Source organism: Microcoleus sp. S13C4 (assembly GCF_036700865.1).
Classification (GTDB): Bacteria; Cyanobacteriota; Cyanobacteriia; order Cyanobacteriales; family Microcoleaceae; genus Microcoleus.
The window spans coordinates 24,339-39,632 of the sequence record NZ_JAUBPS010000042.1; the positions used below are offsets into that span (position 1 = coordinate 24,339).

Below are 15,294 nucleotides of genomic sequence, written 5' to 3' on the forward strand. Positions count from 1 at the left end.
AACCAACTCATGCCACAAACAGTCTGGATCGCACGACACGGAAACCGCATCGACTTCGTTAACCCCGACTGGTTTCTCACCGCAGAACGCCGCTACGATCCCCACCTTTCCGAAGATGGTCACGTTCAAGCTAAACAACTCGCCAATCGCCTCAAAGGAGAGGGAATTTCTCATATTTTTGCTTCCCCTTTTCTGCGAACTGTCCAAACAGCAAATCACGCGGCCGAAGCTCTCGATTTGTCAATTAAACTAGAGTGGGGACTGTGCGAATGGCTGAATCCGGAATGGATGACAGAAATGCCAGAAACTGAGTCCGTCGAAGCTTTGTGCAGGCGTTTTCCCAGGATTGATGCTTCCTACAAAGGCGGTATTGCTAATTATCCCGAAACTGGGGAAGCTTGTTTCAAAAGGGCGGGGGAAACTGCTAAACGCCTCGCGGCTGAGTTTCCCGAAGATATGTTATTGGTAGGTCACGGTGCGTCGGTTTTAGGAACTGCGATCGGGCTGGTGGGCTGTGCTGAAACGGAAATTAACGCTTCTTTGTGCTGTTTGGTGAAAGTGGTGCGGGGTGAGGGAGAATGGTCGATCGCACTTAATGGCGATACTTCTCACCTGACTGACTCTGAAGCCGTTATCCGGTTTAATTAAAGTAGAGATTCGTGCTAAAAATCGCATTTTATGCTATGTGTGTAAGGTGCGCCGAGGTGCATCCTACGTTAATCTGATTAGTCCGACTCTGGGTGTTATTGTTTAATCTCGATCGCACATTTTAAATCGAAAATCTTAAATCGGTATGGCTGGACACAGTAAGTGGGCGAATATTAAACGCCAAAAAGCTAGAGTTGATGCCGTTAAAGGCAAGGTTTTTGCTCGAATATCTCGCGAAATTATTGTCGCGGCCCGCAGCGGAGTTCCCGATCCCGCTGGCAATTTTCAACTGCGGACGGCTATAGAAAAAGCCAAGGCGGCGGATATTCCTAATGAAAACATAGAAAGGGCGATCGCCAAAGGTGCTGGCTTGGCGGGGGGTAGTTCGGAATTAGAAGCTATTCGCTACGAAGGTTACGGCGTTGGCGGAGTTGCTATCCTGATTGAAGCGCTGACAGACAACCGCAACCGCACGGCGGCTGACTTGCGAGAAGCTTTTACTAAAAATGGCGGCAACTTGGGCGAAACTGGTTGTGTGGGCTGGATGTTCGACCACAAAGGAGTTTGTACGGTACGCGGCCCGATTGATGAGGAACAATTGTTTGAAGCGTCGCTAGAGGCGGCTGCGGAATCTTATGATTTGATATTAATTGATGAGGATACTGAAGGTGCAGAGGTTTTTACAAGCGTGGCTAATTTGGAACAGTTGGCTGATGTTTTGAAACAAAAAAAACTTGCCGTTTTGCAGTCGGAAACTCGCTGGATTCCCAGCAATACAGTGGAAATAGACACTCCTGAAAAAGCTCGATCGCTCCTTAAGTTAATGGATGCACTGGAAGATTTGGACGACGTGCAAAGTGTGACGGCTAATTTTGAAATGACCGATGAATTGATGTCTTTGAGTATGGTGTAACGATCTAAATCACCAGATTTTGGCCATCCGCAAGACAAATCCCGGTAACTCTGGATCGCCGCTGACTGTTTCAGGATTATCTAATATTTCAGGTTCGCGATCGGGACGGTAGATGTAGACTTTTCTGTTTTTGCGATCGATCAACAAGCCGAGCGATACACCGTTGTTAATATATTCTTGCATCTTGTTTTGCAATCCCTTGAGAGTGTCACTAGCAGACCGCAATTCAATCACAAAGTCTGGACAAATCGGTGCGAATGAGGCTTTTTGTTCTTCAGTTAAGGCATTCCAGCGCTCTAGTTTAATCCATGAGGCATCGGGGGAGCGGGTTGCTCCATTCGGCAAGGTAAAGCCTGCACTGGAGTCAAACGCTTCACCTGTGCCATCTTGTTCTGCCCAGTTCGCAAGTTGCTGAGCAATTTTAATGTTGCGGTTCCCTGTATCTGAAAAGGCTGGTGACATAATGATAACTTCCCCACTAGCTGTACGCTCAATTCTCAAATCGCGATTAACTAGACAGAATTCATAAAACTGTTCAACAGTCATCGATTGGATCGCAGGGAAATTAACCGTCAGTGGGACGCTTTCGGTTTGAATTAGCAGCGTCGTCATGGTTTTTCCTTTTTTTGGTGCAGGCGTGACAGAATACCTTGAGCTTATCATATCTTAGCTTTGCGAGCGAAAGTCTTAGTCGATCGGCGAATCCGAGGCTTGTATCCGTTTTTGCGCGGGCTCAATAATCTTTTTTCCCAGTCAGCAAATAAGTAACCATGTATCCCTTGCCCTTGATTTGAATGGCACCGCGCTTCTGAAAAGTATATTTATCTTTTAATATCTCGTAGGTTTCGGCGGTGACTTGAATGCAGCCGGTAATCCCGTGGGATTCCATGCGCGAAGCAATATTTACTGTGTCGCCCCAGAGGTCGTAAATAAACTTTTTTAAGCCGATGACGCCGGCAACGACAGGGCCACTGCTAATCCCAATCCGAATGCTGAAGGGTTCCAAATGCTCTAAACTGAGCAGCCGAATTTCGTGCAGCATATCGATCGCCATGTTCGCAACCGCCTCGGCGTGATCCTCTCTGGCCGTAGGCAAACCGCCGACAACCATGTAAGCGTCACCAATAGTCTTAATTTTCTCCAAACCGTGGCGATCGGCCAAGTGGTCAAAAGCCGAAAAAATATCGTTGAGCACTTCCACCACCGCCGTCGCTGAAATTCTCGACGAAAGCTCTGTAAACCCCACAATGTCGGCAAACATCACAGTTACTTCCGCAAAACTTTCGGCGATATTGTGTTCATTGTCCTTCAAACGCAGGGCGATCGCTGCCGGCAAAACGTTCAGCAGCAATTGCTCAGATTTAGCTTGTTCGAGTTCCAACTGTAGGTAAGCAGCCTGCAACTGTTCGGCTTGGCGAATTCTTTCTCGGGCTAGCTTTTCGATTTGGGCGGTGCGGCTCAAAGCTGTCAGCATATATGTCACCGGAATCAAAGTCCACAGCATCCCCATCGTCAGAGTTCCCCAAGAGCGCCAGTGCTTGCGAATCCTCCGAATTTCCGGCGTTGCAGACACGTACATAGACCACTGGCGGCCGCTAATTTTCAGCCGCCTTCTGCAAGCTGTATAGTTCGGGCCTGGATTGTCAAGAATCGGGCAGTTTTGCATCAGGGATCGGTCAGCACTGGCTGATGCTGGAAGCACTTGTTGGCTCGCGGATTGGAACTGCACCGCAAATTGCTGAATTTGGCGCTCAGCAGGGAGATTTTTGAGAACTGGTTTCCCCGTTTGGGGTAACAGCGACGGTGCTTCTTGCTTGTCTGGAGCCTCGCTAACGAGATAAATATTGAGGTAGTCAGTATTGCGTCCTTTTAAAGAGGTTTGGAAAATATCTTTGTCTCGAAATACGCCCAGAACAAATCCTTGTAGCAGTTGGCGACGGGATTCCAGGGTAGTGGGTTTACTGCTGTTTTCGTAAATCGGAACTATGCCCAAAAGACCCTGTTCGGGGGAATTGCCATGAGTTAAGCCGATGTAGTTGGTGACCATCATTTCTCCTGTATCGCGCCCTCGATCGAGCGCGACGCGGATTTCTGGGTGGGAGGCGAGGTCAAAGCCTAATACTGTCTCGTTTCCGGCTGGTGGTTCGACGTAGAAAGCCGGGAAGTATTCGGAACGCTGGAGGGCCTTGCGGAGTTCTCCTCGCGGGCCGCGCTCTGTAATCTCGAAGCTGGGCTCTGTTTCGGTTCTAGCTTTGGTTTCGTAGTTGCGCCGCTGCGAATTGGGGACGCGGGGGGCCCAAGCCAGGAGTTGCAGGCTGGGGTGGACGGATAGGGGCCGAGCAACAAACCGGGCAAAAGAGGAACGCTCGACGGCGCTGAAGGCTTTCATGTAGTCGCTGAGGGCGAGAACAGTATCTAAGTCGGAGTTGAGCTGGCGTTCGATGCCGATCGAAATATCGTCGATGCGGCGCTGCATTTCGTAGTCGCGGCGCTTGTCTTCCCAGTCCCAAACCAAGGCGAATGCCAGGATCGACAGTCCGACACCCAAAGCCAGCGTCAACCCGGCTGGAATGTAGCGAGACCAGGATAAAGGTAGTTTTTTCAGCATAATTGCCTAGCGAATAAGGGCAGCAGATTAGCACACCGCTGAGTGCGATTTGTTTCGGCCTATAGATTAATGGACGATCGCTCAACAGGGGATTTCAATCCAGAATTCCGCTCCCTGTCCGGGCGCTGAGATGCACCGCAGGCTTCCCTTATGTTTTTCTACCACAATCTGATGGCTGATGGATAATCCTAAGCCGGTTCCAGCCCCTACGGGCTTGGTAGTGAAGAACGGGTCAAATAGCCGCTTGCGAACGTCTTCGCTCATTCCCGGGCCACTGTCGGCGATGCAAATTACAATACGATCGCCATCACTGACCTGGTTTTTACTGTGGCTTTTCAGGTCAGCTTTTTTCATGATGGTACGAATCACGATCGTCCGAGGTTGCGGTTGGTTTTCTAGAGCGTCGATCGCATTGCTGATAATATTTAGAAATACCTGGTTTAACTGACCCGCACTACAGTAAATTTTGGATATTTTTCCGTATTCTTTAATAACTTCAATCCTGCTTTTTATACTTGCCTGATGCAATCTGTGCTGCAAGATTAACAGTGTACTGTCAATTCCTTCATGAACGTCTACCAACTTCATTTCTGATTCATCCAGTCGCGAAAAGTTCCGCAGCGACAACACAATTTTACTAATTCTTTCTACTCCTAATCTCATGGAATTTAGCATTTTTGGCAAGTCTTCTTTCAGAAAATCTAACTCTAAGTCCTTAATTTTTCTAGCAATCTGAGGCACTGGGGACGGGTAGTGTTCCTGGTAGAGACTTAACAGTTCAACTAAATCGTGAAAATAGTTGTCAGTGTGAGCAATATTGCCGTTAATAAAAGTTGCGGGATTGTTGATTTCGTGGGCAATCCCAGCCACCATCTGACCGAGGCTCGACATTTTTTCTGATTGAACTAATTGGATTTGAGCGTTTTGTAGCTGTTCGTAGGCTTCTTGCAATTGGGCTGCTTGTTTTCTTAATTGAGATTCGGAAGCTTGCAGTGCGGCGGCGGAAATTTTGCGGTTAGTTATATTTTCAATCATCCCTAATTTATAAATAGCTTTTCCTTCCGCGTCTCGAATCAAAGTAGCTGTCACGTTTACCCAAACAATTTTACCTGTACCGGCAAGCTGGCGGATTTCAATTTGATAGCTAGTAATTTCTCCCCGCTCAAGAGAATCAGCAACTTGGAGATCTTTTTGATTATCTTCGGGGTGCCCAAGTTCTATAAATGTTTTGCTCAGCAATTCTTCGGCGGTATATCCCAGCATTTCGCAGTAAGTTTTATTGACTCGCACTAACTTGTAATCGTCTAAGTTGGCTAAGTAGATAGCGATGGGTGCATCTTCAAAAATTGTGCGAAATAGTTCCTCGCTCGCCCGGACTTGAGCTGCTAGGGAAAGCCGATCGGTGATGTCTTCAAACGTCGACAAAATGCCGACAACATTGCCGTAATTGTCGTGTAAAGGTATTTTATTGGTATCCAGACAGCGCTGGGTGCCGTCGGCTTGCATTTGGAATTCTATGATGTGATATTCGGGGGTGTTTGTTGCCATGATGCGCCGATCGCAGGATCGAAAAAATTCTGTTTCTTCGGGCTTCCAAGGCATATCGAAGTCGGTGAGACCCGCTATTTCACTGGGGTGATTGAAACCTGCGACGTTGGCAAAGTTTTTGTTGCCTCCCAAGTAAACTAAATCTCGATCTTTCCAGGCGATTAACTGAGGAATGTTATTGATTACCAACCACAGCATTTTTTGGGATGTTTCCAAGGCCTCCGTGCGTTCTAGGACGCGCTTTTCAAGTTCTTGATTGGCTTGTTGCAGGGCGATTTTTGACTCGCTGAGGGCGATTTCTGCTAGCTTGCGATCGCTGATGTCAATTGTCACTCCTTCCCACAGTATATCGCCACCCGGTTGCAGTTCGGGGCGAGCGATGCCGCGAATCCATTTTAGTTTTCCCGATCCGGTTACGATCCGCCCTTCATATATCCAAGGTTTTAAAGTTTTGCCGGAAATTGCGATTGATTCTAACAGGGTTTTTAGGTCTTCTGGATGCACCATTGACCACATTAAATCGGAGTTGTTTTGAACTTTTTCTGGATCTAATTCGTAGAGTTCCCGACAACCCGAACTCACATAAATGAATTCATTGGAACCGTCGGGGTGTAGCAAGTATTGATAAATCATTCCCGGCACGTTGGCGGCCATTTTTTGAAATCTGGCTTCGCTTTGTCGCAGTGCTGATTCTGCAAGTTTGCGATCGCTAATGTCAATCAACAAGCCGTCCCAAATAATGTTATCTTTTTCGCCCGGTTCTGGTCGCGAAGCCCCGCTAATCCACTTAATCCGATCGCCCGGGAAAACTAATCTGCCTTCCCACCGCCAAGGTTCTAAAGTTTTAGCTGAGATAGCAACTGATTCGTGGAAGCTGGGCGCATCCTTTGGATGAATCATTTCGATCGCGGGAATAGCTGAATTTTGGAGTACCTCTGGTTCTAATTCCCAGAGTTCGCGGCAGCCGGAACTGACGTAGGGGAATGACACAGTGCCGTCTGCTGCTAACTGAAATTGATAAATCATTCCGGGAAGGTTGGCGGCTAGTTTTTGAAACCTCGCTTCGCTTTGCCGTAGTGCTGTTTCTGCTTCTACGCGATCGGTAATATCGTAAAATGCCGATAAAATAGCGACTTCGCCATTAAAATTAATCGCTCGCATAGACATTTTTACCCAAAACAAACTGCCGTTTGGTTTCTTGAGGCAGATTTCTTCGCTGTCGCTAAAGCCGTTTTCTTTGACTAATTCTATCAATTGACGGCGGTCATTGATATTGGCATAAAGTTCAATTTTTTTGCGTCCGATAAGTTGTTCGGGACTCAAACCTAAACTTTCTCCGAGGGCAGGGTTTGCATACAAAATTACGCTGTCTTCTAGGCGCGTAATTGACATGGGAACGGGAGTCACAGTGGCGATCGCCCGCAATTTTTCTTCGCTTTCTTGGAGGGCTGTTTCGGCTGCGACTCTTTTGCTAATATCGTTCTGAACTCCGATAAAATGAGTTAATTTTCCCTCATTGTCTAAGATGGGGGAAACCATTAATTCGTTCCAAAAAGGAGTTTGGTCTTTGCGATAATTTTTGAGAACTACCTGAATTTCCGTTCCCGCTCGCAAGCTGCTGCGGAGTTTGTCTAATTCGGCCTGATCGGTATCGGGGCCCTGCAAAAACCGGCAGTTGCGTCCCATAACTTCTTCGACACTGTAACCGGTCAGTTTCTCAAAAGCAGGATTGCAGTAGATAATAGGTGTGTCAGGCTTGCGAGCATCGGCGATGAGGATGCTGTTGCTCGACGCTGCGATCGCCCGCTCTAGGAGAGACAGGTTAAAAGAGTCTGTTGTCATCTGTAGCAATATCCAAACTCATTGGGAGCGGACAGAACAATATAAAATTATAAATAGCTTGAGCCCTTCTTATTCTATAATTTTATTTTTTATTTGGCTTTTTTAACAAAGTCAGCAGTCCCAAAAAGCCGACGGGGGAGACGACTAATACCATTTTAGATTTTAGATTTTAGATTGGCAAGGACTGATTCCATTATGGTTTGGGGCACGGGCCTACTTCCCTTTTGGTTTGAAAGTAGTACAACCGAAGGCATTAGGCACTAATCCAGAAAACAGAAGGTGAAAATACCGAAGGTCCAAAGAAAACAGAGGGGGAAAATACTGATATTTTTAACTTTTTTTCTTCTCCTCCTTCCATCCGGCTCGTCAACCCTTTTAAATTGACAAGCTGATGGAAGAACCTTGAGCAGTTTTGCTTACTTCAATCCTGGCTTGAAAAGCTTCTTTCAGGTGAGGCATATGGGTAACGGTGAGGATGCAGGCGAAGTCGGAGGCGATCGCATTAATTGCAGCAATCAGCCGATCGCACCCTTCAGCATCCTGAGTCCCAAATCCCTCATCAATAATCAACATTTGCAAAGCCGTACCCGCCCGCTGAGACAGCAGTCTCGCCAGCGCCAGCCGAATCGCAAAATTAATCCGAAAAGCTTCACCGCCCGAGTAAGTTTCGTAGGCGCGAGTACCGCGAGCATCAGCAATTAAAATGTCTAAAGTGTCAATCAATTTAGTTGCTTTTTTAGAAGCAGCAGCCCGCTGAGTAATAAATTGAACGTGCAATTGATTCGCGCTCAATCTCGACAATATCTGATTAGTTTCTGCTTCGAGTTGAGGCAAAACATTTTCAATCATTAAAGCTTGAATGCCGTTTTTACCAAATGCTTGACCCAACTCTTGATAAACTCGCTGCTGGCGTTTAGCAACTTGCATTTGCTCTTTTTGAGCTACTAGCTGAACTTGGAGATTTTCCAGATTTTGCTGCTGCTGCTGGAGGCGTCCGAGATTTCCCAAATGTTGGTCTAACTGCTGGCGGCGGCGACCCATTTGCTGTTCGATGGCACTTATGCGGGCTGTGGGATCGGGATGTTCTTGCAATTGCTGGTTCATCGCGGAAGTTTGAGCGGTGACAGCTTGCAAATCTTGATCGCGCACTGCGATGGAATTTGCTATTTCATTAACCCGCTGCTGCACTTGCGGGTACTGCACAGTTGCCGATCGCAATTTTTCAGCGCGGGCGATCCAAAACTGCGATCGGCGCATTTCGCTGCGGACGTGTTCGTGCTGTTCCAAATTATAGCCAACTTCCGCAATGTATCTATCTAAAGACAGAATTTGCTGCTGTATTTCCGAGCTATTTTTTTGCTGTTCTAACTGTTGCTGTACTGTGACTAATTGAGTTTGCAAATCCGGGCGGCGGGCATTAATTTTATTCAGTTTCTGGTGAGCGTCTTTGATTTGAGCTTGCTTAATTTCCGCCCACCGCAAGCGCTTTTCATCGCTGCGGGCGAGGGAGTGGCTGCGATCGCTGTAATTGAGCTGTTGCAGTTGCTGTTCGATTTGCTGGAGTTCCCCCAAATCATCGGCTGCATACTCGCCGGTGCGTAGCAACCGCTCTATTTCTGCCGCGTCTTGACGCATACTTTGCAGCCGATTTTCATCTTGGCTGAGTCGATCTAATTGTGCTTGTAAATGGCTGCGACGTTCTCGCAATTCTTGGTAGGGCGCTAATTCCTCTTCTAGTTCGCGGTATTCATGTCTGAGAACTTGAATTTCGCGCTCGGAGACGGCCAACTGTTCGCGGACAACCCACAGTTGGTTCCAGATTTCCTGCTGTTGGGTGTGGTGTTTTGTGACTACCAAATTCCAGTAGTGTTCGTCTAAAGGTCGATCGCACAAAGGACAATTGCCAAAATTTGCATCCCGCACCATTAAAGGCGAATTCGATGGCTCGTTTTCCGCAAAATTCGAGGCTTTACCTTCACCTGCGCTGGTTTCTCCTTCATGTTTCCGCAGCAGTTGCAGTTTTTGGTCGATCTCGGCGAGTCTGGTTTGATAGTCGCGGCTTTTGGCTTGCAGGTTTCCGAGAAAGTCGTGCCTTTCTTGACCTTTTTCGCGAACGCGCTGCTGATAAACTCGCTTGTTTTCCAACTGCAAAATTTGATTGGCGATGGCCGAGATTTCCTGCTGTAATTGCGGCTGTCGCTGCTGCTGCTGAACTTGCACCTGTCGGTTGATTTCGTCTAAGCGGGCGGTTAAACCGGCGCGGGCGCGATCGAGCTTTTGTTGCTTTTGCTGCTGCTGTTGTAGCAGCGGCGAAACTTGCAGTTGCAGTTGCTCTAGTTCATTGAGGCGCGATCGAACTGCTTGCAACTGCGCGAGTCCTTTGTCAACCTCCGGCTGCTGTTTGAGAATTTCCAGAACATCTTTTTCATCTTGTTCTAAAACCTCTAATTGAGCTTGTAACTGCTGAATTTTGCTTTGCAAAAAGCTCAGTTCTTGCCGTTGCTGTTCTTGCAATTGCTGACGCTGATTTTGGGCTTGTTGGTTAGCTTTGAATTTGCCAGCCAGAGTTTCTTCTGTGGCTTGCAAGCTTTGGAAGTACGCGATGCCTGCTGTTATTTCCTTTTCTTGCCCTAGGAGGGCTTGCAGCTCATTTTGCTGCTGTTTGGCTGCGCTGAGTTCTTGCTGCAAGCGGCGGCATTCTTGAGTGATATTGTAGTGCTGTTGCTGGTGTCCAGCAAGGAGTTTTTGCCAAGTTTGGCGGTTGTGGTGCTGGAGTTGAAGTTGCTGCAACTCGGTTGTGTCGGCTTGCTGCTGCTGCTGAAGCAAGTCGGTTGCTTGCTGCAATTGAGTTTGTTCTGAAACGATCGCTTCTTTTTGTTGCAGTTGCTCTTGTGTTGTCTGCAAGCCGTGTTTGAGAACTTCTACTTGGGCTTTAAATTCTCTCGACTTTTCCTTGGCTTGTTCCGATAAAGTATCGTAGCGATCGAGCTTGAGCAGGTTGGCTAAAACTTGTTTGCGTTCGATCGGCTTTTTGAGCATAAATTCATCAGCTCGCCCCTGCCGCAAATACGCCGAGTTGATGAAAGTATCGTAATCGAGTTTGATGTGTTCGAGGATTTTTTGCTGAGTTGTTCTCAGACCTTTGTCTGTGAGCGTGCGAAAATTAAGTTTTTCCTCGCTCTCGGCAGAATTCAAGCTAACTTGAAATTCCAAACTTCCCGATTGTCCACGCCTGCGGTTGCGAATCACGCGATAGATTTGGCCGCCGGTGGAGAAAGTGAAATCAACGCGCACATCAGTTTCGCCGATGTGGATGATATCGTCTTCCGTATCGCTGCGACAACAGCCCCAAAGTGACCAGGCCATCGCTTCTAACAGGGAAGATTTGCCAGCACCGTTAGGCCCGCAAATGCAAGCGGTGTGCAAGCCGCGAAAGTCTAAAGCAGCTTCGCGATAGCTGAGAAAATTTTTGAGTGTAAGTTGTAGAGGAATCATTTAGGCCATCGCGCCATACAATCTATCTATAAATAACACTATTTGTACGCTGTTGCCTAGTTATTCAATCCAGATCCAGAACAATTGTCAGTGCTTCTGCACTTTCTTCCATAATTGTCTCGGACAAGGTTCCGAGTTGTCGGACAAATCTTTGTTGGGAAACGGAACGGACTTGAAAAGCATCGGCGGCGGAAAGTTTCGCCAAGCCATTTTCTGATGTCGGTTCGAGCTGCACCATCCAATCAAGCGGGGAAAAAAGATCGTTCCATGCTGTAATTGGAACAATTACTTTGAGCCGCAAATTTCCCACTTCATCATCGCTGACAACCACAACTGGTCTAGTTTTGCCGATTTCATCTCCCACCGTTGGATCGAGTCTGACAAGCCAAATTGCGCCCTTACGCATTAGTTTTCACCCCTGCGTTCAGGTATTCTTCCTCTGAATCGAAATACGGTTCGCTGTCGGGCGACCACAAATCGTGAAGCGGCCCTCCTGGTTCATACAAGGGGACTGCTGCTTCGGCTGCGGCTCTGAGTCTCCGTTTTCTATCAGCTTTGCGCTGGGATTTTTCTTCTATTTCTTCGCGCATCATCCGCGAAGCTGTTTCGATGATTTCTAGGCGTTCTTCTGCTGTCAGATTTTTGAGTGCTGCTAAGATTTCTGTTTTGGTCACGATTTTTTCGGGTGATTGGTGAGAAAGTGCGATCGATCCGGGAGCATCCCGATACTTGGCAACAAACCAGATTTGTGCGGTTTTTACTGTACGGGCTTGCGACCTTACGGGTAGTTGTTGGGATTTTCAACTATCAAACCCTCACTTGTTGCTGCTGCATTCAGCTCCCCGTCAGCAGATACAAAAGTCATCGCAGGCAAACTGTTAGCTGTGCAAAGGTTATTTATGCCACAGCCTGTTGCTAGCTGCACAGCATCATAGCCTCGCAATCCGTAGGTTTCAGCTAATGCCATTGCAGAGTTAATAATGTTTTCGGTGAATTCTACAACCTGATACTCAGATTGTAGGTCACTCCTGAACTGATTGCACGCTGCTGTAGCATCTGTCGCATTGATACTTCGGCCGCGCGACCTTCTGGTAATTGCAGCAACAATTTCAACACTTGTAATAGCAGCAATCAATATATCGTTGTTAAGTGCAGGATCGCACAAACTCAAAACCCATGCCGAACCTATTTCATTAATGTAGCGTTTGACCAGCGCACTGCTATCTACAAAATAAATTGTCATCTAGCGGCGTTCCTCAATAATTGTCTCAGAAACAGGCTTGCCCTGTACCTGAATTAGTCGCCGTTCTGTTTGCTGACTCCCAGAAGAATGCTTGATTTTTTTTACTAAACCAGAAGTTAACAGCGCTTGGTGCAATTTTGTCCGTTGAGCAGTTTGTTCTTTCTGGACCAGATATATCCCTATAGCGCGCTCTAGTTGCTGTAGTTCTAGCAGTTCCAGAGTGTCAAGCTGATTGAGGATTTTGTTGAAGATTCCCTGCGGCATAGGATTCTACTTTTTACGCTTGGCTAGTCTGTCTATTATATAACTATCAGACTTGCACGCTGTCATGAATATTCCGGCTTTCTGGACTTAGATTGATGGCTGAAACGACCTATTATCCTTCATCTATCGGGATTGTGCGTCCAGGACGAGTAAAGAAACCCGGTTTCTACGAAGATTTCAAACCCTACATTACCGCTCTGTGCTTATGGCGCACCCTACATTGATCGCATAGGCAGATTTTCCATCATCAAAAAGGGTTGACTGTATTCCTACAGCCAACCCCGCGCCTATTTATTTATTTGTCCTGGGTTTGCTCAAACAGCAACACTACCGTGTCATATTGGGGAACGTATAGCCGACACCGACTAACAATCCCACGTCAGCTCCGTCAACAAAACCAATATTCAGTCCCGCTGTTGCTGTAAAATTTCTCGTCAGCGGCACATCTACACCCCCCGAAATCAGGAAGCCAAAATTACCGTCATCCCCGGTAGTAACTATCACGCCAGCACCTGCATAGGGAGCAGCACTAATCACAAAATCTTCGCTGACTTCGACGGTCTCTTGAGATACAAAATCGAAGGTAACGGGAACTAAAAGAGTTAAGTTGTCGCGGAACAAAACAGTCGGTCTCACCGACAAATTGTTCGTCAAACCGATTTTGCTAATAATCGCAAATGAACCGTCGCCTAAGGCTGAATCTCCGCCAAAACCTACATTGCCGCCAATGCCGATGTAGCTGGGCCCAGAACGGGTTGCTCGGCCTGGTCGGATTTGAGTTCCTTGAGCCACTTTTTTAGTTGGTTCTGAAGCAGTTGCTGGTTTTTCAGCAACTTTCGGTTGGTTTGTCAAAGCTGAGGCGGAAGTGCTGACAGGATTGCTCAACAATTCTTGTGCTGTTTTGACTTCTTTATCTTCCTTCGTTGCTGTTACTTCAAGATTATTGCTCTCGGCAACAATTGAGGTAGGTCGATCGCTCTTTTTGGCAGTCTCGACTTTTGACTCCACTTTGACACCATTATCAGCAATTTTAGCGGTTTCTTCCGACTTTTCAGTCTCAGCAGCAATGGAGGTATTGGGCGCTGTTTCTGTTCCAGCAATTTCAGATGTTGCTGCTGCCGATTTTTCGGGTGCAGTAATAGATACTGGCAAGTTGGCGGCCGGTTCAGAGGCTGCTGGCTCTGCCGCTTCTGTTAGTTCACTCCAACTGATAGAATCAATTTTTTTATTACTAGCCGTTGTTTCTGCGTCGGGTTTAACTGCTGAAGTTGCCACAGGCTCAGAAGTTTGGTCAATATTTTGAGCGGCTATTGTTGCAGTTGTAGCGACATCGGGCAAGTTGCCAGTTTCAGCTTTCGCTGACATGGTACTGCAACAAACAGCTAAAGCTGCAAGATTTATTAACGCAAAAGTAGACTTGGAAAATAGACTATTCATAGAAACTCCTCAATGAAGGGTGTGTTAAAAGTGTAAGTGTTTGAGGGCGACCGTCGAGAGCTTTGCTAAAAAAAGACACAAATATGAGTTGTGTTGTTCCTAGATTGCCATTTTACCGTTGAATAGTCAACTCTCAAGCTGATTAGATTCAAGAACGGACGGTGGGTTTAGAAGCTAATTGTAATTTACAGATCGATCGGCAAAAAATCAATCCTAGGGATGATTGCACCCTTGCTCCTGTTTAATTGAGGGGTCGATCGCGCGTCTGGCTTGCATTCTACAATACTGTACTTGGGGGCGCTGCACTCCCAGCCACGCCGGAAAAATCCGGTTTTTGAGGGCGCACCAGCTCGAAACCAAGAGACAACAAGCTTTCAAAACAGTTTTGCCACCCCCGCCGTCCAAAGCAAGTGCAGTTAAAACAACGCGATCGGCTGCTGCACAGTCCCTGACAATTAATGTAGAATAATACCACCGATTCGAGAAATATTTGTGGCTCGATCGTGTCAATATTACTGAATATTATGAAAATTGTGTAAAATTTAGTGTTCTATTTGTAAAGTTTAGCCTTCGCTTTCGCTCAGGGTCTGACCATCTAACAACTGCACGCAACTAAACAAGTAAAAAAATACAAATTATCTCATCTCAACCTGACTTTATGAGCAAAGTTCTAGTCATATTAGGCGAATTGAGCGATCGCGACATCGATTGGATGCTCGCCAACGGCACCCGCACCCAAATCCTCCCCGGCACCACCCTCATCACCGAAGGTAAGCCCTTAGACGCCCTGTACATAGTTCTGGAGGGAACTTTGAGCGTTGCTGTATCCTCTTTAGGCGACAAAGAAATTGGAAAAATTATTTCCGGGGAAGTTTTGGGCGAAATGTCTTTTGTAGACGGGAGGCTTCCTTCTGCTAGCGTCACGGCAATTGAAGAGTGCCTCATCCTGTCAATTCCGAGGCGGCTGCTAACTGAAAAACTAGAGCAAGACGTGCTTTTTTCCCTGCGGTTTTATCGGGCGATTACCAAATTTCTTTCGTCGAGACTGCGGGGTACAGTCCAGCGCTTCGGCGATGATAGTGAGGGTTTAATATATCAAGAACCCGACGACGAGGGGGCTATCCCGGAAAATGTCGAAAATCCCGATTTGGCTGAATCGAGATTTCAATGGCTGTTGGAGCGTTTGAAGGGGAGTTGAAGGAAGAAGGAAGAAGGAAGAAGGAAGAGGGAAGAAGGAAGAGGGAAGAAGGAAGAAGGAAGAAGAGAAAAGAACACCTATTTTCAATTTCCTATTTC

Annotated in this window: 13 protein-coding genes; 3 read left to right on the forward strand and 10 right to left on the reverse strand. The window is 47.0% G+C overall.

The genetic code is table 11. The features are described from left to right. The first annotated feature begins 9 nt into the window (after positions 1 to 9). On the forward strand, positions 10 to 648 hold the full coding sequence (locus QT996_RS18165; protein ID WP_333048117.1) for a histidine phosphatase family protein: 639 nt from the start codon (positions 10 to 12) through the stop codon (positions 646 to 648). A 145-nt stretch (positions 649 to 793) separates the two neighbouring features. After that, a complete protein-coding gene (locus tag QT996_RS18170; protein ID WP_333048118.1) occupies positions 794 to 1,561 on the forward strand; it encodes a YebC/PmpR family DNA-binding transcriptional regulator in 768 nt (255 codons plus the stop codon). A 9-nt stretch (positions 1,562 to 1,570) separates the two neighbouring features. Here the strand turns inward: QT996_RS18170 and QT996_RS18175 are convergent, their stop codons facing one another. From QT996_RS18175 to QT996_RS18220, 10 genes are all read right to left on the reverse strand, one after another. Continuing rightward, entirely contained in the window at positions 1,571 to 2,173 is a 603-nt protein-coding gene (locus QT996_RS18175) for a Uma2 family endonuclease (protein WP_333048163.1), read from the reverse strand. A gap of 121 nt (positions 2,174 to 2,294) precedes the next feature. Then, positions 2,295 to 4,169: an adenylate/guanylate cyclase domain-containing protein gene (locus QT996_RS18180; RefSeq protein WP_333048119.1), complete on the reverse strand. Its 1,875-nt coding sequence runs from the start codon at positions 4,167 to 4,169 to the stop codon at positions 2,295 to 2,297. 81 nt (positions 4,170 to 4,250) lie between these two features. Further along, a complete protein-coding gene (locus QT996_RS18185; RefSeq protein ID WP_333048122.1) occupies positions 4,251 to 7,559 on the reverse strand; it encodes a PAS domain S-box protein in 3,309 nt (1,102 codons plus the stop codon). A 375-nt stretch (positions 7,560 to 7,934) separates the two neighbouring features. Next, positions 7,935 to 11,054 carry an AAA family ATPase gene (locus tag QT996_RS18190; RefSeq protein ID WP_333048125.1) on the reverse strand — a complete coding sequence of 1,040 codons (3,120 nt, stop codon included), beginning with the start codon at positions 11,052 to 11,054 and terminating at the stop codon, positions 7,935 to 7,937. A 64-nt stretch (positions 11,055 to 11,118) separates the two neighbouring features. Continuing rightward, positions 11,119 to 11,460, reverse strand: coding sequence for a type II toxin-antitoxin system PemK/MazF family toxin (locus QT996_RS18195; protein WP_333048127.1), 342 nt, complete (start codon positions 11,458 to 11,460; stop codon positions 11,119 to 11,121). Further along, the gene (locus QT996_RS18200; RefSeq protein ID WP_333048129.1) at positions 11,453 to 11,728 is read right to left on the reverse strand and encodes a hypothetical protein; all 276 of its coding nucleotides are present in this window, start codon (positions 11,726 to 11,728) and stop codon (positions 11,453 to 11,455) included. The genes QT996_RS18195 and QT996_RS18200 overlap by 8 nt, the downstream gene beginning before the upstream one ends. Positions 11,729 to 11,832: 104 nt before the next feature. Further along, complete coding sequence (locus tag QT996_RS18205; protein WP_333048130.1) at positions 11,833 to 12,297, reverse strand: type II toxin-antitoxin system VapC family toxin; 465 nt, start codon at positions 12,295 to 12,297, stop codon at positions 11,833 to 11,835. After that, a complete protein-coding gene (locus tag QT996_RS18210; protein WP_333048132.1) occupies positions 12,298 to 12,561 on the reverse strand; it encodes a hypothetical protein in 264 nt (87 codons plus the stop codon). 327 nt (positions 12,562 to 12,888) lie between these two features. Beyond that, entirely contained in the window at positions 12,889 to 13,998 is a 1,110-nt protein-coding gene (locus tag QT996_RS18215) for a hypothetical protein (protein WP_333048134.1), read from the reverse strand. Between the two features lie 213 nt (positions 13,999 to 14,211). Further along, on the reverse strand, positions 14,212 to 14,508 hold the full coding sequence (locus QT996_RS18220; protein ID WP_333048135.1) for a hypothetical protein: 297 nt from the start codon (positions 14,506 to 14,508) through the stop codon (positions 14,212 to 14,214). A 148-nt stretch (positions 14,509 to 14,656) separates the two neighbouring features. Here QT996_RS18220 and QT996_RS18225 point away from each other — a divergent pair, with 148 nt between their 5' ends. After that, positions 14,657 to 15,196, forward strand: coding sequence for a cyclic nucleotide-binding domain-containing protein (locus QT996_RS18225; RefSeq protein ID WP_333048137.1), 540 nt, complete (start codon positions 14,657 to 14,659; stop codon positions 15,194 to 15,196). The last annotated feature ends 98 nt before the right edge of the window (positions 15,197 to 15,294 follow it).

Coding starts and splice junctions, on each gene's coding strand:
- QT996_RS18165 (WP_333048117.1), top strand. CDS start 10: ATGCCACAAACAGTCTGGATCGCACGACACGGAAACCGCATCGACTTC.
- QT996_RS18170 (WP_333048118.1), top strand. CDS start 794: ATGGCTGGACACAGTAAGTGGGCGAATATTAAACGCCAAAAAGCTAGA.
- QT996_RS18175 (WP_333048163.1), bottom strand. CDS start 2,173: ATGACGACGCTGCTAATTCAAACCGAAAGCGTCCCACTGACGGTTAAT.
- QT996_RS18180 (WP_333048119.1), bottom strand. CDS start 4,169: ATGCTGAAAAAACTACCTTTATCCTGGTCTCGCTACATTCCAGCCGGG.
- QT996_RS18185 (WP_333048122.1), bottom strand. CDS start 7,559: ATGACAACAGACTCTTTTAACCTGTCTCTCCTAGAGCGGGCGATCGCA.
- QT996_RS18190 (WP_333048125.1), bottom strand. CDS start 11,054: ATGATTCCTCTACAACTTACACTCAAAAATTTTCTCAGCTATCGCGAA.
- QT996_RS18195 (WP_333048127.1), bottom strand. CDS start 11,460: ATGCGTAAGGGCGCAATTTGGCTTGTCAGACTCGATCCAACGGTGGGA.
- QT996_RS18205 (WP_333048130.1), bottom strand. CDS start 12,297: ATGACAATTTATTTTGTAGATAGCAGTGCGCTGGTCAAACGCTACATT.
- QT996_RS18210 (WP_333048132.1), bottom strand. CDS start 12,561: ATGCCGCAGGGAATCTTCAACAAAATCCTCAATCAGCTTGACACTCTG.
- QT996_RS18215 (WP_333048134.1), bottom strand. CDS start 13,998: ATGAATAGTCTATTTTCCAAGTCTACTTTTGCGTTAATAAATCTTGCA.
- QT996_RS18225 (WP_333048137.1), top strand. CDS start 14,657: ATGAGCAAAGTTCTAGTCATATTAGGCGAATTGAGCGATCGCGACATC.